This window comes from Streptomyces sp. NBC_01381, from assembly GCF_026340305.1.
GTDB lineage: Bacteria > Actinomycetota > Actinomycetes > Streptomycetales > Streptomycetaceae > Streptomyces.
Map to the genome: position 1 here is coordinate 401,425 of NZ_JAPEPI010000003.1, position 25,618 is coordinate 427,042.

Annotated in this window: 22 protein-coding genes and 2 pseudogenes; 16 read left to right on the top strand and 8 right to left on the bottom strand. The window is 70.8% G+C overall.

The window, feature by feature from the left end:
• Positions 1 to 5: 5 nt before the first annotated feature.
• Positions 6 to 1,031: a D-2-hydroxyacid dehydrogenase gene (locus OG453_RS40055; RefSeq protein ID WP_266873637.1), complete on the bottom strand. Its 1,026-nt coding sequence runs from the start codon at positions 1,029 to 1,031 to the stop codon at positions 6 to 8.
• 248 nt (positions 1,032 to 1,279) lie between these two features.
• On the opposite strand from OG453_RS40055, the gene OG453_RS40060 reads away from it, so the two are divergent.
• Positions 1,280 to 2,152, top strand: a complete 873-nt coding sequence (locus OG453_RS40060) for an NAD(P)-dependent oxidoreductase (protein WP_266873638.1) — start codon at positions 1,280 to 1,282, stop codon at positions 2,150 to 2,152.
• Between the two features lie 323 nt (positions 2,153 to 2,475).
• Here the strand turns inward: OG453_RS40060 and OG453_RS40065 are convergent, their stop codons facing one another.
• Together OG453_RS40065 and OG453_RS40070 are read right to left on the bottom strand one after the other, a co-directional pair.
• Entirely contained in the window at positions 2,476 to 3,552 is a 1,077-nt protein-coding gene (locus tag OG453_RS40065; RefSeq protein WP_266873639.1) for a PP2C family protein-serine/threonine phosphatase, read from the bottom strand.
• A gap of 93 nt (positions 3,553 to 3,645) precedes the next feature.
• A complete protein-coding gene (locus OG453_RS40070) occupies positions 3,646 to 4,164 on the bottom strand; it encodes a DUF2269 family protein (protein ID WP_266873640.1) in 519 nt (172 codons plus the stop codon).
• A 239-nt stretch (positions 4,165 to 4,403) separates the two neighbouring features.
• Here OG453_RS40070 and OG453_RS40075 point away from each other — a divergent pair, with 239 nt between their 5' ends.
• Entirely contained in the window at positions 4,404 to 5,342 is a 939-nt protein-coding gene (locus OG453_RS40075) for a GlxA family transcriptional regulator (protein ID WP_266873890.1), read from the top strand.
• 27 nt (positions 5,343 to 5,369) lie between these two features.
• Here the strand turns inward: OG453_RS40075 and OG453_RS40080 are convergent, their stop codons facing one another.
• Positions 5,370 to 6,101, bottom strand: a complete 732-nt coding sequence (locus OG453_RS40080) for a class I SAM-dependent methyltransferase (protein ID WP_266873641.1) — start codon at positions 6,099 to 6,101, stop codon at positions 5,370 to 5,372.
• Between the two features lie 101 nt (positions 6,102 to 6,202).
• Between OG453_RS40080 and OG453_RS40085 the strand changes: the two genes are divergently transcribed.
• Together OG453_RS40085 and OG453_RS40090 are read left to right on the top strand one after the other, a co-directional pair.
• The gene (locus tag OG453_RS40085; protein ID WP_266873642.1) at positions 6,203 to 7,066 is read left to right on the top strand and encodes a slipin family protein; all 864 of its coding nucleotides are present in this window, start codon (positions 6,203 to 6,205) and stop codon (positions 7,064 to 7,066) included.
• Positions 7,067 to 7,292: 226 nt separating this feature from the next.
• Positions 7,293 to 8,120, top strand: a complete 828-nt coding sequence (locus tag OG453_RS40090; protein WP_266873643.1) for a hypothetical protein — start codon at positions 7,293 to 7,295, stop codon at positions 8,118 to 8,120.
• A gap of 72 nt (positions 8,121 to 8,192) precedes the next feature.
• Here the strand turns inward: OG453_RS40090 and OG453_RS40095 are convergent, their stop codons facing one another.
• On the bottom strand, positions 8,193 to 8,876 hold the full coding sequence (locus tag OG453_RS40095; protein ID WP_266873644.1) for an alpha/beta fold hydrolase: 684 nt from the start codon (positions 8,874 to 8,876) through the stop codon (positions 8,193 to 8,195).
• Positions 8,877 to 9,010: 134 nt separating this feature from the next.
• Between OG453_RS40095 and OG453_RS40100 the strand changes: the two genes are divergently transcribed.
• Entirely contained in the window at positions 9,011 to 11,440 is a 2,430-nt protein-coding gene (locus OG453_RS40100; RefSeq protein ID WP_266873645.1) for a polysaccharide lyase 8 family protein, read from the top strand.
• Here the strand turns inward: OG453_RS40100 and OG453_RS40105 are convergent.
• Positions 11,427 to 11,792, bottom strand: coding sequence for a DUF6223 family protein (locus OG453_RS40105; RefSeq protein ID WP_266873891.1), 366 nt, complete (start codon positions 11,790 to 11,792; stop codon positions 11,427 to 11,429). The two genes, OG453_RS40100 and OG453_RS40105, sit on opposite strands and share 14 nt — an antisense overlap.
• 237 nt (positions 11,793 to 12,029) lie before the next feature.
• On the opposite strand from OG453_RS40105, the gene OG453_RS40110 reads away from it, so the two are divergent.
• The 6 genes from OG453_RS40110 (at position 12,030) to OG453_RS40135 (ending at position 17,672) form a co-directional block, all read left to right on the top strand.
• On the top strand, positions 12,030 to 13,157 hold the full coding sequence (locus tag OG453_RS40110) for a sensor histidine kinase (protein ID WP_266873646.1): 1,128 nt from the start codon (positions 12,030 to 12,032) through the stop codon (positions 13,155 to 13,157).
• Positions 13,154 to 13,828, top strand: a complete 675-nt coding sequence (locus OG453_RS40115) for a response regulator transcription factor (RefSeq protein ID WP_266873647.1) — start codon at positions 13,154 to 13,156, stop codon at positions 13,826 to 13,828. The genes OG453_RS40110 and OG453_RS40115 overlap by 4 nt, the downstream gene beginning before the upstream one ends.
• A 66-nt stretch (positions 13,829 to 13,894) precedes the next feature.
• A complete protein-coding gene (locus OG453_RS40120) occupies positions 13,895 to 15,145 on the top strand; it encodes an epoxide hydrolase family protein (protein WP_266873648.1) in 1,251 nt (416 codons plus the stop codon).
• A gap of 281 nt (positions 15,146 to 15,426) precedes the next feature.
• Positions 15,427 to 15,867 (top strand): subtilase-type protease inhibitor, encoded by a 441-nt coding sequence (locus OG453_RS40125; RefSeq protein WP_266873649.1) that lies wholly within the window; start codon positions 15,427 to 15,429, stop codon positions 15,865 to 15,867.
• A gap of 186 nt (positions 15,868 to 16,053) precedes the next feature.
• Positions 16,054 to 16,404, top strand: a complete 351-nt coding sequence (locus OG453_RS40130; RefSeq protein WP_266873650.1) for a YciI family protein — start codon at positions 16,054 to 16,056, stop codon at positions 16,402 to 16,404.
• On the top strand, positions 16,404 to 17,672 hold the full coding sequence (locus OG453_RS40135) for an RNA polymerase sigma factor (protein WP_266873651.1): 1,269 nt from the start codon (positions 16,404 to 16,406) through the stop codon (positions 17,670 to 17,672). The genes OG453_RS40130 and OG453_RS40135 overlap by 1 nt, the downstream gene beginning before the upstream one ends.
• Here OG453_RS40135 and OG453_RS40140 read toward each other — a convergent pair.
• On the bottom strand, positions 17,640 to 18,449 hold the full coding sequence (locus OG453_RS40140; protein ID WP_266873652.1) for an IclR family transcriptional regulator: 810 nt from the start codon (positions 18,447 to 18,449) through the stop codon (positions 17,640 to 17,642). The two genes, OG453_RS40135 and OG453_RS40140, sit on opposite strands and share 33 nt — an antisense overlap.
• Positions 18,450 to 18,582: 133 nt before the next feature.
• Between OG453_RS40140 and OG453_RS40145 the strand changes: the two are divergent.
• From OG453_RS40145 to OG453_RS40160, 4 genes and pseudogenes are all read left to right on the top strand, one after another.
• Positions 18,583 to 19,228: pseudogene (locus OG453_RS40145) on the top strand (dihydrodipicolinate synthase family protein); the annotation flags it as partial.
• 115 nt (positions 19,229 to 19,343) lie between these two features.
• Positions 19,344 to 20,240: pseudogene (locus tag OG453_RS40150) on the top strand (SLC13 family permease); the annotation flags it as partial.
• 410 nt (positions 20,241 to 20,650) lie between these two features.
• The gene (locus OG453_RS40155) at positions 20,651 to 22,003 is read left to right on the top strand and encodes an enolase C-terminal domain-like protein (RefSeq protein ID WP_266873653.1); all 1,353 of its coding nucleotides are present in this window, start codon (positions 20,651 to 20,653) and stop codon (positions 22,001 to 22,003) included.
• A gap of 191 nt (positions 22,004 to 22,194) precedes the next feature.
• The gene (locus OG453_RS40160) at positions 22,195 to 23,658 is read left to right on the top strand and encodes a S9 family peptidase (RefSeq protein ID WP_266873654.1); all 1,464 of its coding nucleotides are present in this window, start codon (positions 22,195 to 22,197) and stop codon (positions 23,656 to 23,658) included.
• Positions 23,659 to 24,051: 393 nt separating this feature from the next.
• Here the strand turns inward: OG453_RS40160 and OG453_RS40165 are convergent, their stop codons facing one another.
• Complete coding sequence (locus OG453_RS40165; protein WP_266873655.1) at positions 24,052 to 24,849, bottom strand: acyl-CoA thioesterase II; 798 nt, start codon at positions 24,847 to 24,849, stop codon at positions 24,052 to 24,054.
• A 247-nt stretch (positions 24,850 to 25,096) separates the two neighbouring features.
• On the opposite strand from OG453_RS40165, the gene OG453_RS40170 reads away from it, so the two are divergent.
• On the top strand, positions 25,097 to 25,618 hold the full coding sequence (locus tag OG453_RS40170; RefSeq protein WP_266873656.1) for a GNAT family N-acetyltransferase: 522 nt from the start codon (positions 25,097 to 25,099) through the stop codon (positions 25,616 to 25,618).

Below are 25,618 nucleotides of genomic sequence, written 5' to 3' on the forward strand. Positions count from 1 at the left end.
CGACTTCAGAAACCCCGGCCCCACCGGACGGTGTTGAGGAGCGGCGCTCCGGTGGTAAGGCGTCGCCAGTTGTCCGCGAACAGGTCGAGCACCTGCTGGAACTCGACGCGTGAGCCGCCCGCGGTGTGCTGGGTGAGGATCACGTTCGGGCAGCTCCACAGGGGGTGCCCGGCGGGGAGCGGCTCTTCACGGGTGACATCGAGGACCGCGCCGCCGAGGCGCCCGGTGGCGAGGGCGGCGACCAGTGCTTCCTCGTCGGCGAGGGTGCCGCGGCCGGCGTTCACGAAGACCGCGCCGGGGCGCAGCAGGCCGATGCGCCGCTCGTCGAAGAGGTCGGCGGTCTGCTCCGTACCCGGAAGGAGCCCGACGACGATGTCGAACTCGGGGAGCCGGGCGTCGAGTTCCTCGCGGGTGCGCAGGTCGCCGTCGCTGCGGGCGAAGTGCGACACCGCGCAGCCGAACGGGGCGAGGAGTTCCGCGAGGCGCCGGGCGATCGAACCCCGGCCCAGGATGAGGACGTCGGCGCCGCCGAGCAGGCGCAGTCCTGGCCGTACGTCGTGGCGTGCCCAGGACTCGTCGGCGCGCAGTCCGGCCAGGACGTCGATGCCGCGGTGGAGCGCGAGGATGCCGGCGAGGCAGGTCTCGGCGACGGGGTCGGCGAAGAGGCGGCCCAAGTTGGTGACGGTCAGGCGCCGTTCGAGGGCCGGCCAGTCGAGGCCGAGGTAGTCGTCGATGCCGACCGAGGCGAGCTGCAGCCAGCGCAGCCGGGGCGCCTCGGCCACCCACTCCGGGCGGGGGTTGCCGAGGGCGATGTGGGAGGTGGCGAGGGCCCGCGCGTCATCGGGAGAGCCGGAGTCCGCTTCGGCGAACCACACCGGTCCCTGAACGACGGCACGGAGCCGTTCCTGTTCGGCGCCGTCGAGCGGCAACTCGACGTAGAGGGCGGCGTCCTGCGGCAGTTCGGAGAGCGGGTCGGGCTGCTCCGATTCCTGCGTCGCGAGGTACTGCGAAACGTCTGGTGCACGAACCATTCCTGAGACCCCCGTGGTAAGGAAAGCGCTGGTGAACGCGCGTTCACCGAACCTAGGGCTTGCCCTCCAGGGTGGTCAACCGGGATCCGGGGCTTGCCCGCCCCCCAACTTACCTCAAGGTAACTACCCACCTTTTTGTGCGTACTTGTGGACGGGACGGCCCGACCCGAAGGTGAAGGAACACATCTGACCACCGGCACATCTGGCCACCGACACGTCCGGCCACCCACACATCTTCAGGAGTATCTGTGAGCAACCCGGCAGTCACCGTCATCGGGCTCGGCGAGATGGGGCGGGCCCTGGCCGACGCCCTGATCACGGCGGGACACCGCACGACGGTGTGGAACCGCAGCGCCTCGAAGGCCGACGACCTGGTGGCACGCGGCGCCGTGCGCGCCCGGACGGTCGAGGAAGCAGTTCTCGCCAGTCCGCTGATCCTTGTCTGCCTCCTTGACCACGACGTGTCCGACGCGGTGCTGCGGCCGGTCGCCGATGCCCTGCGCGGCCGGACGCTCGTCAATCTCACCAACGGCACACCCACCCAGGCCCGGACGGCGGAGGCCTGGGCGACGGGCCACGGCGTGGCGTATCTGGACGGCGGGATCATGGCGATCCCGTCGACCGTGGCGACCCCGCAGGCGTTCGTCCTCTACAGCGGTCAGCAGGAGCACTTCGAGGCGCACCGGGAGACCTTCGAGGCGTTGGGTGCGGCCAAGTACCTGGGCGCCGACGCGGGCATCGCCGCGCTGTACGACCTGGCGCTGCTCAGTGCGATGGACCTGATGTTCGACGGCTTCTTCCACTCCGTGGCCATGGCCACCTCGCACGAGGAGGGCAGCGCGGCCGGCTTCACCGAACTCCTGGTGCCGTGGCTGACGAACATGGCGCAGCTGCTGCCCGCGTTCGCCGCCGATGTGGACTCGGACGCGGAGCCGGTCGTCGTCCAGGGCCTCGACGTGGTGCTGGCCGGCGCGCGCAACATGGCGCAGGCATCGCGGGACGCGGGCGTGCGCGCCGACTACTTCGACCACTCCGCGGCGGCGTTGGAGAAGCAGCTCGCCGAAGGGCTGAGCACCTACACCGCCCCCGAGGCGGTGCGGCGCCTGCGCACCGCCTCCTGAGCGGGAAGCGCCCCAGCCGGTGAGGTTGAGCGTGAAGTTCTCGTTGTCGCCGACGTCGAGTTCCTGGAATCCAGGTGTCGTCGGGGAGGCCGATGGCGACGTACACACGCGTCCGGTAGCGGTTGCTGATCGTCAGGCCGACGGTCTCATCCCTCCGGTTCCGCGTCCGAAGCGGCGGGCGCGACGCCCGGCGCATGCCATGCCTCGCCGGGCGGCAGCGCCGGATCCGGGGCCTGGAACCCCTCGGCCCGGTGGCTCACCGGTTCGTCCGCACCGCCGGGGGGTCAATGCCGTCGTGCGGCCGGGCCGGGGACGCCCACGCCTCAGGCCTGCGCCGTGCGGGGGCGCTCGATGGCGATCAGGGCGGCGTCGTCGCCGAGGCGTCCGCCGACGTGGTGCAGCAGGTCACGCCGGAGGCGGCGGAGGAACGTCTCGGGGTCGGTCTCGGTCCAGCCCGCGATGCGCTCGGTGAGCGGATAGAAGGTGCCGTCGGCGTCGCGGGCCTCGCTGACGCCGTCCGTGTACAGCAGCAGGAGGTCGCCCTCCTCGAACTTGAACGTGTCGACGTGATGGGCCCCTTGCACCAGCTCGCCCAGGCCCAGCGGAGGCGCCGGCTGATCGGCGTCCAGCGTCATGGCCCGGCCTTCGCGCAGCACGACCGGCGGTGGATGCCCGCAGTCGATCATGCCGATCCTGCTGTCGTGGTCGGGGATCTCCAGGACGGTGGCGGTGATGAAGGTTTCGTCGGACTCGTCCGTCTCACCGGGTTCGGCCAGGTCCGCCGCCACGTCCCAGCGCACGCTCGCGTCGAGGAACGTCACCAGTTCCGTGAGGCTCGCCTGGCGGTGCGCGGCGGCCCGGAACGCGCCGAGCAGCAGGGCTGCGTCATCGACGGCGGTCATGCCCTTGCCCCGCACGTCGCCGACGATCAGCCGGGTGCCGGATCCGGTACGGACGGCCGCGTAAAGATCACCGCCGATCTGCGCCTCGGCCTCGGCGGCGAGATAGAGGGAGGCGACGCGCAGCGGTCCGATCTTCTTGGGCAGCGGCCGCAGGACGACACGCTGGGCCATCTCGGCCACGTACCGCACCTGTGTCATCTCGCGGGCACGGCGCTCGCGCACCACGCAGAAGACCACGAGGCTCGATCCGACGAGGATGAGGGCCATGATCTGTGCCTGGTGGTTCGCCGAGAACAGCTCGTCACGATCGCGGATGACGGCGATGACCGCCTGGGCCACCACCGCGAGCGTGGCGACCAGACCCGTCATCCAGGGGCCGCCGAACGAGGCGGTGATCGCCGGGGCCGCCACCAGCAGAGGACCCAGGTGAATGTCGGGCGGCGCCAGGACGTCGACCACGGCGACCGCCACGATCAGCGCGATCGGGATGGCCACCATCGCACGACCCGCTCGCGCCGACCCGCGGAGTCCTTGGAGGCGCTGCGACACAGTTCATCTCTACACCTCTCCCGCCCCGCACGCACCACCTTCTCAGGCTCCCGTGGTCGAACCAGGCCTGATGATCATGAGGACGGTGACCGTCGCCCAGAGCAGGTTGAAGATGCCGGTGTACAGGGCGAGCTGGGTACTGGTCCGCTCGCCGAGCACCACCGTTCCAGTCCTGTCGGCCACTTCGCCGCCCTCGCCGACCACCCCGTCGGTCAGCTCACCGCTCACCGCGTCAAGCGCCGCGTCCTGGCGCGGCAGCACCAGCACGATGAGCACCACCGCGGCGATGCCCGTCAGGACGATCGAGGCGATCAGCCAGGCGCTGCCGAGCACGTTCAGGCTGCTCGCGGTCGCGAACCCGGTGACGGGGACGGCGGCGCCGATGAGCGCGTACACGCCGCAGATGCGGTTGAGCGTACGGAGCGTGGCGATCGCCGCCGGGTCCTGCGGGTCGGCCTGGGCCCGCCGCAGGGCCGCGGGGAACATGCTGGCGGCGACGGTGACCGGGCCGATGGCGATGATCGCGGCCAGCACATGGAGGGTCAGGAAGAGCTTGGTCACAGCGAGGGCCTCGGGATTCGGAACGCGGCGAAGAGCGACTGACGCGGGTCTCGTACGGGCCCCCGGTCGGGGCCCAGCGGCGAGACTAGCCCGGGGCCCGCGCGCGTCGAAAGTTGCATTAATGACAGGCTTCGCATGAATCCCGCCATAAGGTGTCTGGCCAGCTCATGGCGGAGAGAGCACTGACCATCCCTGTTCATGCGCTTGGCGGGATCCCGGTCATGTCGTACGTTGCCGCCATGCACACCGTGGCCGTACTGGCGCTGGACAGCGTGATCCCCTTCGACCTGTCCACGCCGATCGAGGTGTTCGGGCGGACCCGGCTGCCGGGCGGCCGGGCCGGATACCGGGTGCGGATCTGCGCCGCCGCGCCAAGCATCGACGCCGGGCTGTTCACGCTGCGGGCGCCCTGGGGCCTTGACGGGCTCGCCGACGCGGACACGATCATCGTGCCGGGCGTCGCCGACGTCTCCCGGCCGGTCCCGGACGCGGTGCTCGACGCGCTGCGGGCGGCGGCCGGTGACGGTACGCGGATCGCCTCCATCTGCGTGGGCACCTTCACGCTCGCCGCGGCCGGGCTGCTCACCGGTCTGCGCGCCACCACGCACTGGGCGGCCGCGGGGCAACTGGCCGACGCGTACCCGGACATCGACGTCGACCCGGATGTCCTCTACGTCGACAACGGGCAGATCCTGACCTCGGCCGGTGCCGCCGCCGGCCTCGATCTGTGCCTGCATCTGATCCGGCGCGACTACGGCTCCGCCGTCGCCGCCGACGCGGCCCGGCTCTCCGTGATGCCCCTGGAACGTGAGGGCGGCCAGGCCCAGTTCATCGTCGCCGAACAGCCGCCCACACCCCGCGGATCGACGCTGGAACCGCTGCTGCGCTGGCTGGAGGAGAACGCCGGGCGCGAGCTCACCCTGGAGGACATCGCCACGCGGGCGGGCATGAGCTCGCGCACCCTGCTGCGCCGCTTCCGCGAGCAGACCGGCAGTACGCCCCTGCAGTGGCTGCACCGCGCGCGGGTACGCCAGGCCCAGCATCTCCTCGAGACCACGGGGCACTCGGTGGAACGCATCGCCGTCCAGGTCGGCTTCGGCTCCCCCACCGCCTTCCGCGACCGCTTCAAACGGGTCGCCGGGGTCAGCCCGCAGGCCTACCGCAAGGCGTTTCGATGATCACCGGTCTGACACCGGGTGTGGCACTCACCCCTTGCGGGCCACGACCAGGCGCCAGTTGGGGCTGCCGTCGGCCCGGCGGCCGAACTCCTCCAGCGGGTACAGCCGCACCGTGAACCCGGCCCGGACCAGGTCATCGCGCACCTCTCCCAGCGGAAAGGTCCGGTAGTACATGACGAACGGCGGCCGCCACAGCGCGTTGCGCACCCGCATCACCCCGTCGAAGCCGAGCATCGCCCAGTAGAGCGGCGCGGTGCGGGGCGGTGGCGCGCCGATCGGGAAGGCGACCATGCCGCCGGGCCGCAGCGCCCCGAAGACCTCGCTGAAAAGGCGTGGCCGCTCGGCGGGCAGGAAGTGCCCGAACGCGCCGAAGCTGACCGCCAGGTCGAAGGCGTCGGCGAAGGGCAGCGCACGGGCGTCGGCCCGCACCCACTCCACCTGTGGCCCGCCGCCCCGCTCGGGCGGCACGGCGGCTTTGGCCGCCGCCAGCATCCCGGCGCTGAAGTCGACACCGATGACCCGCTCCCGGCACAGCGGCCGCAGCGTCTCGACGCCCGCACCGGTCCCGCAGCAGACGTCGAGGCCCGCGTCGAACGGGCCGAGGTCACGCAGCGTGTCCGCGACCGCGTGCAGGATCCGGTCGGGCGTACGGAAAGGGGTGTGGTCGAACTTCGGAGCCAGCAGGTCATAGCCGCGCTCGATGGAGGAAAGGGCTTGCACGGCCAGTTCGCGGAGTGTGGGTCCCTGAGAGGTGAACACCGGCCCCACCCTAGCCAGCGGGCGCCGGGACGGACTCGACCCTGGACAAACCTGGGCATATCTTGGTAATGACGGCGACTCGGAAGACAGAGGGGGTCGTCATGCTCGAAGAGCTGCTCGCAGCAGGAGCCGCGGCCGCGTGCGCCGGATTGGTGTACGTGGCGGCGGCGGCCAGGGTGGTCAAGCAGTACGAGCGGGGTGTGGTGCTCCGGCTCGGGCAGCTGCAGCGCATCGTGCGGCCCCCCGGGTTCACGATGATCGTGCCGGTGGTGGACCGGCTGCACAAGGTGAACATGCAGATCGTGACGATGCCGGTCCCGGCGCAGGACGGCATCACGCGGGACAACGTCACGGTCCGGGTGGACGCCGTCATCTACTTCAAGGTCGTCGACGCGGCCGAGGCCGTCGTGCAGGTCGAGGACTACCGCTTCGCCGTCTCGCAGATGGCCCAGACGTCCCTGCGCTCGATCATCGGCAAGAGCGACCTGGACGATCTGCTCTCCAACCGCGAAAAGCTCAACCAGGGCCTGGCGCTGATGATCGACTCGCCCGCCATCGGGTGGGGCGTGCAGATCGACCGGGTCGAGATCAAGGACGTATCCCTCCCCGAGACGATGAAGCGGTCGATGGCCCGGCAGGCCGAGGCGGACCGCGAGCGCCGCGCCCGCGTCATCAACGCCGACGCCGAACTGCAGGCCTCCAAGAAGCTCGCCGAGGCCGCGCACCAGATGGCGGAGGAGCCCGCGGCCCTCCAGCTCCGCCTGCTGCAGACCGTCGTCGCGGTCGCCGCCGAGAAGAACTCCACCCTCGTCCTGCCCTTCCCCGTCGAGCTCCTGCGCTTCCTCGAACGGGCCCAGCAGGCCCAGCAACCAACCCAGCAACCGGCCCAGCAGACCCAGGCCCTGCCATCCGCACCACCGGCCCCGGAGGCGAAGCCGATGCCCAAACGGCCCACCGCCGCATAGGCAAGATCCAAGCCGTTCGGGCCTGAACCAGCTTGGGAGGCTTCTTGGACCTCACCGAGTGATCCGCCCTTGACCAGTGCACCCGGGGCACGCGCCGCTTCGGCTGCGGGGAGACACGGCCGCCGCTGTGGCCGGTAACCGCCAGGAGGTCTATCGGGTCGAGCCAGGGGTCGGGTAGACGTATCGCGGCCGTTGATCCTCCGCTCAGCACCAGGAAGGATGCCTCATGACCCGTGCCCGGACCACCACCCCGGCAGGCAAGACCCGGTTCGACGACATCTACAACGAGCCTGACCCCCGCGCCTACTTCCGTACGCTCTCCCCCCTTGAGTACGAGATACCGCACCAGGCCCAGGACGTCTTCCGGCGCACGCTCGCCCAGCGGTCCGCGGTACGCGGCACCCACCTCCCCGTCACGGTCCTCGACCTCTGCTGCTCGTACGGGATCAACGCGGCACTCCTCAACCACGACCTCTCCCTCGCGGAGCTGTACGCGCACTACACCGGGCCCACGACCGACGGCCTCACGCGGGGTGAACTCATCGAGTGCGACAAGGAGTTCTACGCCTCGCGCCGGCGGGCGGACGCGGTCCCCGTGATCGGCCTCGACACGGCCGACAACGCCACGCGCTACGCCCTTGAGGTGGGGCTCCTGGACGAGGCGTATGCGGAGAACCTCGAACGTCACCCGCCCAGCACGGAGCTGCGCCGCGCCGTCTCCCGTGTCGGTCTGATCACCGTCACCGGAGGCATCGGCTACATCACGCACCGCACCTTCGGCGCGCTCCTCGACGCGACGGCCCTGCCGGTCTGGGTGAGCGCGTTCGTCCTGCGCACGGTGCCCTTCCAGGAGATCCTGGCCAGTCTCGACGCCCATGGCCTCGCCACCGAGACCGATCCCGAACGGACCTATCCGCAGCGGCTGTTCAGCGATCTCGAGGAACAGCGCAGCGCCGTCGACCAGGTCCTCAAGGCCGGCGACGACCCGACCGGCCTCGAGGCCGAGGGGCGCTACTACACCCGGCTCTACCAGTCACGGCCCCGGCCCGCATAACCCCCGAGCGCGGCAGGTGCGGGACGCGGCCCGTCCGCGCCCCGCACCCGCTCTGCCGATGACCCCGCGCCGTCAGCTGCTGAAGAACTCGCTGACCTGCTGCGCGAACTGACGTGGCTGGACCTCGTGGACCGAGTGTCCGACCGGGATCGTGATCAGCTGGGAGTCCGGGATCGCCGCGGCCATGTCGGGGATCCGCGCCTGCGACATGCTGCTGTCCGGCCCGCCCGCCACGATGAGCGTCGGCGCGACGATCTCGCCGAGCCGCTCGGCCCACTCCGGGTCGGGGCTGTCCACCTGGCCGCGGATGGCGGGGACCACGGGCCAGTCGTAGTCGATGGGCCCGTCGGGGCGCTCGGCCTCGACCGGTTCACGCGGGTAGGGCGGCGGCGCCTCCTCCAGGACGAGGCGCTCGACGCGGTCGGGGTGCTCCTCGGCCAGGAGGTAGGCGACGACGCCGCCCATGGAGTGGCCGACGACGCCGACGCGGTCGAGGTCGAGCTCGTCGAGGAAGCCGAGCACGTCTTCACACATCAGCTCGAACGAGTACTCGTCGGGCCAGTCGCTCTCGCCGTGCCCGCGCAGGTCAAGGGCGTACACACGCCATTCCTCGCCGAGCATCTGCCCGACCTCGTCCCAGCTCGCCGATGAGCCGCCGAGCGCGTGCAGCAGCACGACGGGTGCGCCGTACGGGTCGCCCCAGCTCCGATAGGCCAGGCGTACGTCGCCGACATCCACCACCGCGTGATCTTCCATGGACCCGACGCTACAGCGCGAAGACGTCTAGACCTATTGAGCGGTGGCGCACACCCATGCTAGAAAGCGCTTGCTCCTCGCGCGGCCCCACCCCTCCCGGCTCCCTTCCCCCTCCCTCCACCATCGGAGAACCCATGCACTCTCCCTGGTCCCGCCGCTCCTTCCTGCTCACCACCAGCGCCTCCGCGCTCGCCCTGACCGCCACGGGACTGCTGCCCTCCGCGGAGGCGGCGGCCGCCGACGCGTACGAGGCGCTGCGCGCCAAGTGGCGCACCCTCGTCCTGGGCGACGGCTTCTCCCCCACGGCCGAGCCCTTCAAGAGCCGTCTTGCCGAACTCGGCGCCACGGCACGGCAGTTGCACGACACCATGGCCCCCGCGACGGGATCCCTGTGGCCCGACGCCTCGTACGCCGACCCCGAGCCGGACACCGACCAGGAGTCCTACGGCTACTCGGCCAACGTGGTGACCGGTTACAGCAGGCTCAACACCATGGCGCAGGCCTACCGCCAGGAGGGCACGGGCCTGACCGGCGACGCGGCCCTCAAGGCCGACATCCTCACCGGACTCGACCACCTCTACACGCAGGTCTACAACGAGAACCAGGCGCGGTTCGGCAACTGGTACAGCTGGCAGATAGGCGCCCCGCAGCACCTCCTCGACGTCTGCGTGCTGATGTACGACCACCTGTCGGCGACCCAAGTGGCCAACTACTGCAAGGCCGTCGACCACTTCGTGCCCGACTCCGCGGTGGGCAGCTACACCGGTACGAGCACCGGCGCCAACCGCGTGGACCTGTGCCGGGTGCTCGCCCTGCGCGGGGTCGTCGGCGGCAACTCGGCCAAGATCGCCCTCGCCCGTGACGCGCTGTCCCCCGTCTTCCCGTACGTGACGACCGGCGACGGCCTCTACACCGACGGCTCGTTCATCCAGCACACCACCGTGCCCTACACCGGGTCGTACGGATCGGTGATGCTCGGCGGTCTCGGCATGCTCTTCTCGCTGCTGCGCGGCTCCAGTTGGGAGGTCACCGACGCCAGGCGGCAGATCGTCTTCGACTCCGTCGAGAAGGCCTGGGCGCCCTTCCTCTACAACGGCCTCGTCATGGACGGCGTCGCGGGCCGCGCCATCAGCCGCGGCCTCTCAGCGTCCGACGCCAAGAAGATCCAGGCCGACGACCATCTGCGCGGCCACCCCATCATGTCCGCGATCGTGCTGCTCGGTCAGGGCGCGAGCGCGGCGGAGAACGCCCGCTGGCGCGGCCTGGTCAAGGGCTGGATGCGCCGCGACTACTACAGCCCGCCCCTGAGCGACCCCTCGCTCGGCCTGACAAGCCTCGCCCGCCTGAAGGGAGTTGACGACGACACCTCCGTGACCCCGGCCACCGAGCCCACCGGGCACCGCCTCTTCACCAACATGGCCCGCGCCACGCACCGGCGCCCCGGCTGGGCGGCGTCGATCAGCATGGCGGACCCCCGCATCACCTACTACGAAACGGGCAACGGCGAGAATCTGCGCGGCTGGCACACCGGCTCCGGAATGCTCTACTGGTGGGGCGACAGCTACGCCAACGGGCAGTACAGCGACGCCTTCTGGCCCACCGTCGACCCCTGCCGGCTGCCCGGCATCACGGCCTCCCGCAAGCCGCTCGCGGACGCGGCGGGCGGCGACTGGGGTGCGTCGCTGCCGGACGTGAAGTGGGTGGGCGGCGCGAGCGACGGTCAACGGGCCGCCATCGGGCAGTACTTGAAGGGTCTGCAGAGCACGCTGCGGGCGAAGAAGTCCTGGTTCTGCCTGGACGACACGATCGTCTGCCTGGGTGCCGGGATCGTCTGCACGGACGGCGCCGCGGTCGAGTCGACCATCGAGAACCGCAACCTCGGCCCCACGGGCACGGCCCCCTTCCAGGTCGACGGCGTCAGCAAGCCGACGAGCACGCCCTGGTCGGCGACTCTCTCCGGCGCCAGGTGGGCCCACATCGGGGGCCACGGCGGCTATGTCTTCCCCGGCGGCGCGACGGTGAAGGCGCTGCGCGAGGAGCGCTCCGGCAAGTGGAGCGACATCAACAAGGGCGGCGCCACGACCGCGATCGCCCGTAAGTACCTCACGCTGTACGTCGATCACGGCACCGCCCCGACGAACGGCACGTACGCCTATCAGCTGATGCCGGGCGCTTCCGCAGCCCAGACCGCGGCCCGGTCCGCGGACACCGGATGGCTGCGGATCCTCGCCAACTCCGATGAGCAGCAAGGCATATCCGTGCCCGCGCAGGGTTTCACCGGCGTGAACTTCTGGTTCGGCGGCACGGTGGGCCCGCTCACCGCGAGCGCTCCCTGTTCCGTCCAGATCAGCGAGAAGAGCGACGGCACCGCGGTCGTCTGCGTCAGCGATCCGATGCGCGCGCAGACGTCCCTGACGCTCACCTGGAACCGTTCCGTGTCCGCGGTGACGTCCAAGCCCGCCACCGTCACGTCCGCGACGACGGGCGCCTCGCTGAAGCTGACCTTCGGCGATCTCAGCGGCACCAAGGGCGCCACTCAGCGGGTGACCGTCACCCTGGGGTGAGCGGGCGCGTGCGGCGGGCGCGGGCCAGGGCAAGGCCGCCGATGACGAGGGCGATCAGGCCCACCACCAGGGCCACGATGGCCCCGCCGAGGCCGTTGCCGGTGCCGAGGCCGCCGTCGGCGGTGGCCGTGACAACACCGCCCAGGGCCACGGCGATCAGCCCCGCCGCCAGGGCCGCGTCGGCTCCGAGCCGCCCGGTGCCGGTGCCGAGGCGGCCGGCGGGGCGGGCCAGCGCGAGACCGCCGATGACGACGCCGATCAGCCCCAACACGGCGGCCGTGGTGGCCCCGAGGCGTCCGGCGCTCATGGAGAACACATCGGCGGCGGTGGTCAGGGGTTCTGACGAGTTCATGTCCTTCTCCTGCTCTTCTTTGTACGGCTTGCTCACGAGTTCTTCTTTGTACGGCTTGCACGAGGTGTGGCTGTCCTCCGATCCTGTCGCCGGGCGCGCCGCCGGTCGTCCCGCGGGCGCAGACACTTCGTGCTGCTGCGGCTGCGGCAGAGGGCGCGGATGTACTGCGTACGCGGTAGGCGACCACCCCTTCGTGAGCGGGACTCCCCCGCGACGGCGTCCGGCTAGGGTGCGCGCATGAGCTCAGGACGGTTCGGCGTTCCGGCTGGTGTCAGGGACGGGGTGGTCGCGGTCTGCGTGGCGGCGGTGCTGCTGATCGCCGGGCGGTCCGGGCAGCACTCCGCCGCGGATCTCGACGTGCTCGTCGGCTACGCGCTGCTCGCGGCGAGCGGCCTGGCGCTCGCCGCGGGCCGCCGGGCTCCGCTTCCCGTCCTGGCCGTCACCGGGCTGTGCGCGGCGGGGTATCAGGCGGCCGGTTTCGATGTGCCGGCCGTCGCCTTCCTGTTCGCGGTGTACGCCGCCGTGCGGGCGGGGCACCGCGTCTTCACGGTGGCGGCGAGCGTGCTGATGCTGGCCGCTCTTCCGCTCGCCGCCCTGGTCTCCCTGCACGACACGGGCGAGGCGTTCGCACGGGCCCGCGGCGCCCTGGAGATCGCCTGGCTGATCGCGGCCGGCGCCGCGGGTGAAGCGCTGCGGCAGGCCGAGCGGCGGGCCGACGAGGCCGAGCGCACCCGCGAGGAGACCGCGCGGCGCCGCGCCGACGAGGAACGGCTGCACATCGCGCGGGAGTTGCACGACTCGCTCACCCATCAGATCTCGGTCATCAAGGTGCAGTCGGAGGCCGCCGTCCATGTGGCCCGCAGGCGCGGCGAAGAGGTGCCGGAGGCCCTCCTGGCGATCCGGGACGCCGGCCGTGAGGCGACCCGGGAGCTGCGCGCGACCCTGGAGGCGCTGCGTGACGACGGCAAGGCTCCGCCGCACGGGCTCGCGCACGTACCGGAGCTGGTGGAACGGGCCCGTGGCAACGGTCTTGACGCGACGCTGACGATCGAAGGGCGACGGCACGACGTGCCGGCCACGGTGGACCGCACCGCCTACCGCATCGTCCAGGAATCGCTCACCAACATCGCCCGGCACGCGTCGGCAAGCACGGCGTCGGTCCGGATCGACTACCGCCCGGATGCCCTGGCCATACGGGTCGAGGACGACGGGAAGGCATCGCCGGACTCCGCGCCGGTGCCCGGCGTCGGGCTGCTCGGGATGCGCGAACGCGTGACCGCACTGGGCGGCCGCCTGCACGCGGAACCCCGCGGCGGGGGCGGCTTCACCGTGCGTGCGGAGCTGCCCGTGGAGCGTACGTCGTGATCCGTGTCCTGTTGGTCGACGACCAGCCGCTCCTGCGCAGCGGCTTCCGCGCGCTCCTCGACATCGAGGACGACATCGAGGTGGTGGCCGAGGCCGCCGACGGGCGGGAGGGCGTGGCGCTGGCCCGACGGCACCTGCCCGACATCGCGCTCATCGACATCCAGATGCCCGTCGTCGACGGCATCGAGGCGACCCGGCTCATCGCCGCCGACCCTGCCCTGGCCGGGGTGCATGTCGTCATCCTGACCAACTACGGCTTCGACGAGTACGTCTTCGACGCGCTGCGCGCCGGAGCCGCGGGATTCCTCGTCAAGGACATCGTGCCCGAGGACCTGCTGCACGCCGTGCGCGTGGCCGCGCGCGGCGACGCGCTGCTCGCACCGTCGATCACCCGCAAGCTGATCGACCGGTACGTCACGCAGCCGCCCCATGCCATGGGCGGCGACGCGGAGTTGAAGGGGCTGACCCATCGCGAGCGCGAGGCCGTCGCCCTGGTCGCGCAGGGCCTGTCCAACGACGAGATCGCCGACCGCATGGTGATCAGCCCGTTGACCGCGAAGACCCATGTCAACCGGGCCATGGCCAAACTCCACGCCCGTGACCGCGCCCAACTCGTCGTCCTGGCCTATGAGTCCGGCCTGGTGACCCCGCGCGACCGGGGGCAGCGATGACTTCGCAGCAGGCCGGCCGAGCGCTGACGCGCGGCGCGGCCGCTTCTCCCTCCCGGAAGGAATCTCATGGCAGCCACCGCCCGCTTCCCCCTGGAACCGGTGCCCCTGCACGTACCCGAAACCGTCCTCGACGACCTCAGGACGCGGCTGCGCCTGACCCGGTGGTTCGATGACGCGGGCAACGACGACGGCTATTACGGCGTCAGCCGCGGCTACCTCCAGGAGCTGGCCGAGTACTGGCTCCATCGGTACGACTGGCGCAAGGCCGAGGCCGCGATCAACGCCTATGAGCACTACCGGGTGAGCGTCGACGGCGTACCGGTGCACTTCATGCGCAAGGCGGGCGTGGGACCCGACCCCACGCCGCTCATCCTCACGCACGGCTGGCCGTGGACCTTCTGGCACTGGTCGAAGGTCATCGATCCCCTGGCGGACCCCGCGGCGCACGGCGGCGACCCGGCCGACGCGTTCGACGTCATCGTCCCCTCGCTGCCCGGCTTCGGCTTCTCCACGCCGCTGCCGGATCACCCCGACATGAACTTCGTGAAGGTCGCCGACCTCTGGCACACCCTGATGACCGAAACGCTCGGCCATGAGAAGTACGCCGCCGGGGGCTGTGACGTCGGCGCCCTCGTCACCGGCCAGCTCGGTCACAAGTACGCCGACGAACTGCACGGCATCCACATCGGCTCCGCCCTGAAACTCACCCTGTTCAACGGCGACCGGGGCTGGGACCTCAGCGGCGGCCACCCGATCCCCGAGGGGCTCCCCGAGCCCGCACACCGCCAACTCATCTCCCTGGAGCGGCGGTTCGCCGCCCACCTGGCCGTACACGTCCTCGGCCCGAGCACGCTCGCCCACGGGCTGAGCGACTCACCGGTCGGCCTGCTCGCCTGGATCCTGGAACGCTGGACCAAGTGGAGCGCCAGCAAGGGCGACGTCGAGAACGTCTTCTCCAAGGACGACCTGCTCACGCACGCCATGATCTTCTGGGTGAACAACGCGATCGGCACGTCGATTCGCTACTACGCCAACGCCAACCGCTATCCATGGACCCCGTCCCACGACCGCAGCCCGGTCGTCGAGGCCCCCACCGGCATCACGTTCGTCGCCCACGAGAACCCGCCCGGCGTCACCACCCCCGAACAGCGCGTCCAGAACTGGCTCAGCGGCGACCGCGCCGAGTGGTACCACCACGTCAACATCACCGCGCACGAGAACGGCGGCCACTTCATCCCCTGGGAGATCCCCGACGCCTGGGTCGACGACCTGCGCCGCACGTTCCGCGACCGCCGCGCATATGTCTCGCGCCTATAGCACCGATGCTTTCCGGTCGACCCCAGATTCCGATAGAAAATGGAATCACCTAAAACCGCAGGTCAGACGGTCGTTCTGGCTTGCATCACCGCCTCCGGTCCATATGCTGGACACCCCTCGCGCGGCCGTCGCGCCCGCCCTGAGCTGCCCGAACAGTCATACGGCCACCGCTCAGCGAACACATGCATCCGGAAATCGACCATGAGTTTGGTGCTCACTCTCCGCACCGGCAAGACTCCTGTCCGCAATCACAAACACACCCGCATCAAAGGAGAGCTGACGTGCGTTTCTTCCTCAAGACGGTGGGCGCCACCACCCTCGTGGCCGCCTGCGTGATGTCCGGCACGACCGGCACGGCCCAGGCCAAGACGACCGCCCCCAGCGGCCTCTACGCGCCCTCGTCACTGGTGCTCGCCGTCGGCCAGGGCAACGACGCCGCCACCGCGACCATGCAGCGGGCGGTGACCCTGACCTGTATGCCCAAGGCCTCGGGGAGCCACCCCTCGGCGGCCGCCGCGTGCGCCGAACTGAACTCCGTCGACGGGCAGTTCGCCGAGCTGGTCGGCACGGCGTCCGGCGTGGCCTGCACCAAGGAGTGGAAGCCCGTCGTGGTCACCGTCGACGGCGTGTGGCAGGGCAGACGAGTCGCATGGTCCGCCACCTTCAGCAACAACTGCGAGATGGGCGCGAGCCTTTCTGAAGGTGGCGCCTTCTCCTTCTGAACCCGCTGAACCCGCTGAGCCTCGGAGCCTTCCGAGCGCAATGGGCTGGACGAGGCCTCTCCCCTGACGGTGGGATGAGGCCTCGTCGTCATTCACCATGTCGATCCGGCGCCACCCCGTTCGTATGGAGGGTGAGAGACCGGCAACGGGCCGGCCCGCAGCGCGATCCGCCGAGGAGAAGCAGCCATGAACCAGTACGTGCTCAGCATCTACCAGCCCGACGGCGAGCCCCCGGCTCCGGAGATCCTCGAACCGATCGTGCGCGACCTCGATGCGCTCACCGCCGAGCTCAAGGAGTCGGGCGCCTGGGTGTTCACGGGAGGACTCTTCCCGGCGAGCACGGCGACCGTCCTGCGGCTCAAGGACGAGGACGTGCTCACCACCGACGGCCCCTATGTCGAGGGCAAGGAGCACGTCGGCGGGTTCACCGTCATCCAGGCGGCCGATCTCGACGAGGCGCTCGCCTGGGGCCGCAAGCTGGCCCGCGCCGCGACCCTGCCGGTCGAGGTCCGCCCGCTGCGGCCCGACTCCCGCTGATGGCAACCGACATCACTGAGGTCACCGCCGGGGTGGTCGAGCGCGTCTTCCGCGAGGAGTACGGGCGCGCGGTGGCCGTCCTGGTGCGCGTCTTCGGCTCCATCGATGTCGCCGAGGAGGCGGTCCAGGACGCGTTCACCACGGCGGTGCAGCGGTGGCCGTCCACCGGCGTGCCGCCGAGCCCGGCGGGCTGGATCATCACCACCGCCCGCAACCGCGCGATCGACCGTCTCCGCAGGGAGGCGTCCCGCGCCGACCGGCACGCCCAGGCCGCCCTGCTGCACGCCCAGGACAGCCCCTTCGGAGAGGAGGGACCCGTGCGCGACGACCGGCTGCGCCTGATCTTCACCTGCTGCCATCCTGCGCTCGCCCCGGCGGCGCGGGTTGCGCTCACCCTGCGTCTGCTCGGCGGGCTCACCACCACGGAGATCTCCCGCGCGTTCCTGGTACCGGAACCGACCATGGCCCAGCGCATCGTGCGGGCCAAGGGGAAGATCCGCGACGCGCACATCCCGTACCGGATCCCCGGCGACGCCGACCTGCCCGACCGGCTGCGCGCGGTGCTCGCGGTCGTCTACCTGATCTTCAACGAGGGGCATACGGCCAGTTCGGGTCACGCGCTAGTCCGCGAGGACCTCTGCGCGGAGGCGATCCGCCTGGGGCGTCTCCTCGCCGAGCTGATGCCGGACGAACCCGAGGCCCTCGGCCTGCTCGCCCTCATGCTGCTCTCCGCGTCACGCCGGGCGGCGCGCACGGCGCCGGACGGCGGACTCGTCCTCCTCGCCGACCAGGACCGCACCCGCTGGGACCGCGCCCTGATCGACGAGGGACAGCAGCTCGTACGCCGCTGCCTGCGGCGCAACCGTCCCGGCCCGTACCAGATCCAGGCCGCGATCAACGCCGTCCACAGCGACGCGCCGACCGCGGCCGCCACGGACTGGGGTCAGATCCGCCTGCTGTACGACCAGCTGATGGTGGTGGCCCCGAGCCCGGTCGTGGCGCTCAACCGCGCGGTCGCGGTGGCCGAAGTCGAGGGCCCGGAACGGGCGTTGGCCCTGGTCGACGGTCTAGCCCTGGACGGCTACCACGTCTTCCACGCCGTCCGGGCGGACCTGCTGCGCCGCCTGGACCGCCCGGACGAAGCGGCTTTGGCCTACGAGGCCGCCATCGCCCGCACCGAGAACGCGGCCGAACAGGCCCATCTGCGCCGCGGCCACCAGTCGCTGCGCCACCGGTCAGCACCAGTCCGGCTCACCCGCCCCCGGTGACGGCAAGTTCTCGATCTTCGTCTGTGTCTCCCGCATCACCGAGATGATGCGGGCCTCGTGTTCCTCGGTGAGCCGGGCCACCGGGACCGAGCAGCTGATGGCGTCCACGGCGGGGGTGTCGTAGCGCAGGGCGAAGCCGAAGCCCGCGATGCCGGGGACGGTTTCCTCGCGGTCGATGGAGTAGCCGCGGGAGCGCACGCCCGCCAGGTCGGCGAGGAACGCGGTGCGGTCGGTGAGCGTGTTCTCCGTGACGGCGGTCAATGACCCGGCGGGGAGCGGGAGTTGGGTGTCGGAGCGCTCGGCGAGCAGCGCCTTGCCCAGGGCGCCCGCGTGGGCCGGGACCCGGCGGCCGACCCTGCTGATGGTGCGCAGATACTCGTGTGATTCGCGGGTGGCGAGGTAGACGACGTAGGGGCCGTCGAGCCGCGCCAGGTGGATCGTCTCGCCGAGCGCGTCCGAGGCGGCGTCGAGATACGGGCGGACCACCCGCACCCGCCGGTCGCCGTCCAGGTAACTCGTACCGGTGAGCAGTGCGCGGACCCCGATGCCGTACAGCGAACCGGTGGTGTCGGAGCGCACCCAGCCGCAGTCGACGAGGGTCTGCAGCAGTTGGTACATGCTGCTGCGCGGTACGCCGAGTTCCGCGGCGAGTTCGTCCAGGCGGGCCGGCCGGTCGCCGCGCCCGGCGAGGAGTTCCAGCAACGCGACCGTTCGGGCGGCCGACTTCACTCCACGGACGCCTCTGTCCGCCCCGCGGAACCCTGCGCTCTCCGGCATGCGGCCCATCGTAAATCCGCCTCACTCATCCACTTCACCCATCCGTTTCACCGCGCCCATTGACCCGTTCGCGTTCACCAACTTAGCCTCCATTCTCATATACGAACGTCATCTGCATACAAGGACGCGATGCATGACACGGTCAAACACGGAGCCCGAGGACGTCACCCAGCGGCTACGCGACGGCATGGCACGCGGAGTCCTTTCCTTCCCCCGCCGTCTTCCCCGCCTGCGGCACCGGCGAGTTCAGCGCGCTGGACGAGGACGAGTACCGCTCGGTCGTCGCAGCGACCGTCGATGCGGCCGGCGGCCGGCTGCCCGTGGTCGCCGGCATCGGGTACGGCTGGGCGCAGGCCCGGCGGTTCGCCCGTATCGCCGAAGAGGCGGGCGCCGACGCCCTGTTGGTCCTTCCGCACTACCTGGTCGCCGCCCCGCAGGACGGCCTGGTGGCGCAGCTGAGCCGGATCGCCGAAGGCACCCGCCTGCCGCTCATCGCCTACCAGCGCGGCCCGGTCACCTTCACCGCGGACGGGCTGCGCCGTATCGCCGCCATCCCCACCGTCATCGGCCTGAAGGACGGGCACAGCGATCTCGACCGGCTGCAGCGCCTCACCCTCGCCGCCCCCGAGGGCTTCCTCTTCTTCAACGGCGCCGCCACCGCGGAGATCCAGGCTCGCGCGTACGCCACCGTGGGCGTGCCCGCGTACTCATCGGCGGTCCACGCCTTCGCGCCCGAGATCGGATGCGCCTTCTTCACCGCGCTGCGGACCGGCGACGACGCGGCGGTGCTCGACGACGGCCTTGCCCTGGTGGGCGCCGTACGACGAACGGCCTGACGAGAAGCCGTCCGCGCGCCGCCGCGCCACGTGATCCACAGTTCAAAGGGGAACTGCCTTGCCTCTCGTCGTAGTCGGAATCAGCGTTCTGATCCTGCTGCTCCTCATGACCAGGCTGAGACTCAACGGCTTCGCCGCGCTGCTGCTCGTGGCGGTCGGTGTCGCCGTCGTCCGCGGCATACCGCTGGAGAAGATCCCTGACGTACTCTCCGAAGGCATCGGTGGCCAGATCGGCGACACGATGCTCACCATCGGCCTCGGCGCCATGGTCGGCCGTGTCATGGGGGATTCCGGCGCCGCCCAGCGCATCGCGCAGCGGCTCCTCGACGCGTTCGGGCCGCGGTGGGTCCAGGTGGCCATGGTGGTCACGTCGATGCTCATCGGCGTCACCATGTTCTACGAGGTCGCCTTCATCATCATCGTGCCCATCGCGTTCACCCTCGTCAGGGTCACCGGGGCGAAGCTGCTCTGGGTCGGCCTTCCCATGTCCATCGCCCTGTCCACCATGCACAGCTTCCTGCCACCGCACCCCGGCCCCACTGCCGTGGCCACGATCTTCCACGCCTCCATCGGACTCACCCTGTTCTACGGCCTGTTCATCGCCGTCCCGGCCGGCGCGCTGATCGCTCTGACCTGGCCCCGGCTCCCGTTCATCAGGGCGATGGACCCCGCCATCCCCAAGGGCCTGGACAGCGAGGGGGAGTTCGCCGACGAGGACATGCCGGGTCTCGGCTGGTCGCTGTTCGTCGCCTTCTTCCCCGTGGTGCTTATCGCGGGCGCGGCGGTGACCGACATGGCCGCCTCCGGTGATGGCCCGTTCCTCCACCTCATCGCCTTCATCGGCTCCACGCCGATCGCACTTCTGCTGACCCTGATCCTGGCGATGTGGGCGTTCGGCCCCCGCATCGGCCGGAGCCTGACGGACGTCAGCGCCGGGGCGACCCACGCCGCGAGGAGGGTGCTCGCCGCGCCCTGCGGCTCGATCGCCTTCTCGCATTTGAATCCTCCTCCCAGCTGAAGCAGGGGGATTCCTGGCTCACGCTGCCTGTGGCCCAGCGGACCAGCAGGTCTTCCACAGTCAACACCAGCCGGGTTGAAACCAGCCCGGTTTGGTACAGCAACGTTCGGAGGTGCATGTGCTGTCTTGGTTCTCGATCAGCACGATGTACGCGCTTGGTTCTCGCGTCGCACGCGTGCACCCTACCCGACCGTGCGAGCGGCCCTTCGCCCTTTTGGTGAAACTCCGTTCCCTGCCCTGCTCCGCAAGAGGCCGATCCGTCCCCGCCGAGTGACCGCTCGACATCCTCGGCCTTTAACCCCGAATCCCCCCCTTAACTCCCCTCCCATACAAGGATGTTGACGACGATGAGCAAGAGAAGCAACCGGAGTGCCGGGCAGCCGACCATCACCCAGTACGCCGTCTATCCCGTCGCAGGCCGTGACTCCATGGAGCTGAACCTCTCCGGCGCACACGGCCCCTACTTCACCCGCAACGTGGTCGTCCTCCAGGACTCCGAAGGACATACGGGCCTCGGCGAAGTACCCGGCGGCGCGAAGATCACCCAGACCCTGCGGGATGCCGAATCCCTGGTCGTCGGCGCGACGCCGGGCGATTACAAGCGGGTCCTGCAGCAGATCGGGGAGCGCTTCGCGGGGCGCGACTCCGGCGGCCGAGGGGACCAGACCTTCGACCTGCGGACCACCGTGCACGCCGTCACCGCCGTCGAGTCGGCCCTGCTCGACCTGCTGGGCCAGCACCTCGACGTACCCGTCGCGGCGCTCCTCGGAGACGGCCAACAGCGGGACACGGTCCGCGTGTTGGGCTATCTCTTCTACGTCGGCGACCCCGACCGCACCGACCTCGACTACGTCCGTGAACCCGACTCCGAGGTCGAGTGGTACCGCGTCCGGCACGAGGAGGCCCTGTCGCCCGCGGCGATCGTCCGTCAGGCCGAGGCCGCCCACGACCTGTACGGCTTCCGTGACTTCAAGCTGAAGGGCGGTGTCCTGGAGGGCGCCGAGGAGGTCAAGGCGGTCCGCGCGCTCAAGGACCGCTTCCCCGAGGCCCGGATCACCCTGGACCCGAACGGCGCGTGGTCGCTGCGCGAAGCGGTCGAGCTGTGCCGGCCGCTGGTCGGCACGCTCGCCTACGCCGAGGACCCCTGCGGGGCAGAGGGCGGCTACTCCGGGCGGGAGATCCTGGCGGAGTTCCGTCGCGCCACGGGCCTGCCCACCGCGACCAACATGATCGCCACCGACTGGCGGCAGCTGACCCACGCCCTGGCCCTGCAGTCGGTCTCCATCCCCCTGGCCGACCCGCACTTCTGGACCATGCAGGGCTCGGTGCGCGTCGCCCAGCTGTGCAACGCGATGGGCCTGACCTGGGGCTGTCACTCCAACAACCACTTCGACATCTCCCTGGCCATGGTGACGCACTGCGGGGCGGCCGCCCCCGGTGAGTACAACGCCCTGGACACCCACTGGATCTGGCAGGAGGGCCTGGAGCGGCTCACCACCGCTCCGCCCCGCATCGTCGACGGGGAGATCGCCGTCCCCGACTCCCCCGGCCTGGGCGTCCAGTTGGACATGGACCGCCTGCTCGCGGCCCACGAGCTCTACCGCGAGCAGGCGCTGGGCGCGCGGGACGACGCGGCGGCGATGCGTTATCTGGTCCCCGGCTGGCAGTTCGACGGCAAGCGGCCCTGCCTGGTGCGGTAGCGGCACCCGGCTGACGGTCCGCCGCGGGGCACGCGGCACGGCGGGGCGGACCGTCAGCCGGCCGAACACTATGAACGCAATGATCCAAACGGTGGCCCTCGCCCCCGGCGGTTCCTAACATCCCGGCTCGCAGCGCAAGTTCACGCCGAGCACCGCGCACCGAGCGCCGAGCACCCACGGGAGCCGTTCCCATGAGCAGACCTGACGCACCGACGCCCCTGCCCCGGAGATCCCAGTTCCGCCGGCTCCGCCCGGCGGCCCTGGCGGCCGCGCTCGCCGCCGTGCTGCTCGGCACGCTCGGCACCGCGACCGACACCCACGCCAAGACCTCGGGCCCGGCACCCACGACCTGCCCGCCCCGCCTGCTCGACACGGCGCGGTGCTACAGCGGGCAGGACGCCAACGGGGCGCACTACACGATGGCGGTGCCCTCGGACTGGAACGGCTCCCTCGTCGTGCACGCCCACGGCGGTCCCGACCTCGGCGACGCGTCCGACCCCGCCCGCAGCGCCGACGACCTGGAGCGGTCGGCGGTGATGGTCGACGAGGGATACGCCTGGGCCGGCTCCGCCTACCGTCGCGGTGGCTACGGCACGCGGATGGCCGCAGCCGACACCGAGAACGTACGCCGCCTGTTCGTGAAGGAGTTCGGCACGCCGCGGCGTACTTACGTGCACGGCCAGTCCTGGGGCGGCAACGTCGCCGCCAAGGTCGCGGAGACGTACGGCGCGCGGCCGGGGGTGTACGACGGGGCGCTGCTGACCAGCGGCGTACTCGGCGGGGGTTCGCGCGGCTACGACTACCGCGTCGACCTGCGGGTGGTCTACCAGTACTACTGCCGGAACCATCCCCGGCCCAGCGAGCCCCAGTACCCGCTGTGGCAGGGGCTGCGCGCGGACTCCACCATGACGGCCGCGGGCCTGCGCTCCCGCCTCCAGGAATGCACCGGTTACGCGACACCGCCCGCGGACCGGACGGCCCTGCAGCAGCGCAACCTCGACGACATCCTCGCCGTCACCCGCATCCCTGAACGGGCCATCGAATCGCATCTGCGCTTCGCCACGTTCACCTTCCGGGACATCGTGGCGAGCCGCCTCGACGGCCGTAATCCGTTCGGCAACCGAGGCGTCACGTACTCGGGTTCACACGACGACAAGGCCCTCAACGCCGGTGTCGAACGCTTCTCGCCCGACCCCACGGCCCGCCGTGACCTCTCCTACGACAGCGACCTCACGGGCAGGGTGTCGATCCCGGTCCTCACCCTGCACGCGATCGACGACCCGACGGCTTTCGTCGAGCACGAGGCGGCCTACCGGGCCACGCTGCGCGGCGCGGGCCGGGAGAACCACCTCGTCCAGACGTTCACGACGGAGACGGAGCACAGCGCACTCAGCGATTCGGAGTACGCCAATTCCCTTTCCACGCTGGACACTTGGGCCCGAACGGACGACAAGCCGACCGCACACTCGATCGCAAGGTCCTGCGCAGCCTTCGACGAGCGGTACGGCAGCGGATGCTTCTACACCCCGGATTTCCGCCCCGAACCGTACGCCGCACGCGTCAGGCCCCGCCCCGGCGGCCTTTCCTGGCCCGCGATGACGGCCGCGCAGGAGAAGGCGTGGAGCAGGATCGACGGGGTGGGGATCGCGCCTTGACCCCGGCTACTGGGCCGCGCGCCGGGTGACCGGTCGGGACAGCGGGTCCGGTGAGTCGAAGGACAGGCCGTTCTCGTCGAGGGCGTTGTGGACGGCGATGCGGCCCTCGGGAAAGACGAAGCCGACCTCGATCGAGCCATGGGCCGCGTCGTCGCCGGACCATGTGAGGAGTTCGACGTCCAGTGGTTGATCTCGACCTGCTCGCCGCCGAAGTCGAGCAGGACGGGGCAGTCGGCGAACCGCTCGTCGTCCCGCACGTCCCAGGCCGGCCAGAACCCGGTCAGCGGGCGGCCGGTCAGCGCCCTCAGCCGGTGGCCGTGTGCGGCCTCGGCGGCGCGAGGGCTGTTGGTCCACCGCGGCTCGTAGCCCGCGATGCCGAAGTTGAACACGCGGTCACCGCTGCGGTCCGGCCGGAGGGAACAGTGTCTCCTGGGCCAGGCTCGCCGCCAGTGTTCCCTCCGTGGTGTACATCCCGCCGGTGTACCAGCCGCGGCCCTGCGCGACGGTTTTCGGGATCATGTCGAGGAGGATCCAGGAGTCGAAGCTGACCTGGCGGTGGAACCAGACCGTGTGGTCGAGGGTGATGCCCGCGTACTTGCCGCCGCCGCTGACGCCGGAGATGCCGGTCGACACGTCGGAGAGGTACGTCAGGGCGCAGGCGTCCAGGAGCGGGTCCTGAGGGAGGGCGTCCTTGGTGCGCGCCCACAGCCGGGTGGGCCTGCCCCGGCCCCACGGCTGGGTCTGTGCCGGAAGCCGCCATTCGAGCAGCGGGAAGCGTCCCATCTCGAAGGGTTCCGATTCCTCCGGCGGTGTGGGGGCCGGGTGTTCGCCGAGTTGGGTGTCCTGCCCTGCCGACGGCTCGTGGAAGGACGCCGACATGGTGAAGACCGTCCTGCCGCGCTGGCGGGCGACGACCCGGCGCGCGGAGAAGGAGAGCCCGTCCCGGTCCCGCTCCACCTCGAAGTCGACGGGGGCCGTGGTGTCACCGGGCAGGAGGTAGGCGGCGTGCAGCGAGCGCGGGAGTTGACGCCCCGACACGGTCAGACCCGCGGCGAGCAGGGCCTGGGCCGCGATTTGCCCGCCGTACAGGGGGAAGCTCTCCTCGACGACGACGGGGGCCTGATAGCGGTCCTCCGCCGTCTTGTCGAGGACCAGCAGATCGGACAGCGTGCACTGCGCCTGAGTGGTCAACGGGCACCTGCCCGGCCCGCGTTGGCCGCCTTGACCGCGCGTCGCGCGTTTCGGTCCACCGGCTCCTCCTCGATCCCCATGATCCCCTTGATCCCCTTGATCCCCTTGATCCAGCTGCCAGTCTGCCCCGGTGAGCGGGCCGGGCGACGTCCGCATGACGCACATCACAGGGATCCGGGGCCGGGGCGGGCGCCCTGGCGGGGGCCGCTGCCGCGTGCCGCTCCGGCCCGCTGAAGGATGTCCTTCCATGACACGGATCGACTCCCAAGAGATCGCCACCGCCCGCCTCGTCCTCGTACCGCTGACGGTCGAGCACGCCGACGAGATGGCCGGCGTGCTGTCCGACCCGGCCCTGCACACCTTCATCGGTGGTGCTCCCGACGGTCCCGACGCGCTGCGCGCCCGCTACCGGCGGATGACCGCCGGGTCCCCCGACCCGGCGGTCTCCTGGTGCAACTGGGTGGTCCGGCTGCGCGACGAGGACCGGCTGACCGGCACGGTGCAGGCGACCCTCGTCCCCGACGGTCCCGGACTCGTCGCGGAGGTCGCCTGGGTGATCGGGACTCCGTGGCAGGGGCGGGGCATCGCCGCCGAGGCGGCCCGTGGGCTCGTCGACTGGCTGGCGGGGCAGCCGGACGTGCGGCGCGTCATCGCCCATGTCCACCCGGACCACCACGCTTCGGCCGCCGTCGCCACCGCCGCGGGGCTCAGCCCCACGGACGAGTGGCAGGACGGCGAGGTCAAGTGGCGGCGGACGATGCGGTCTTGA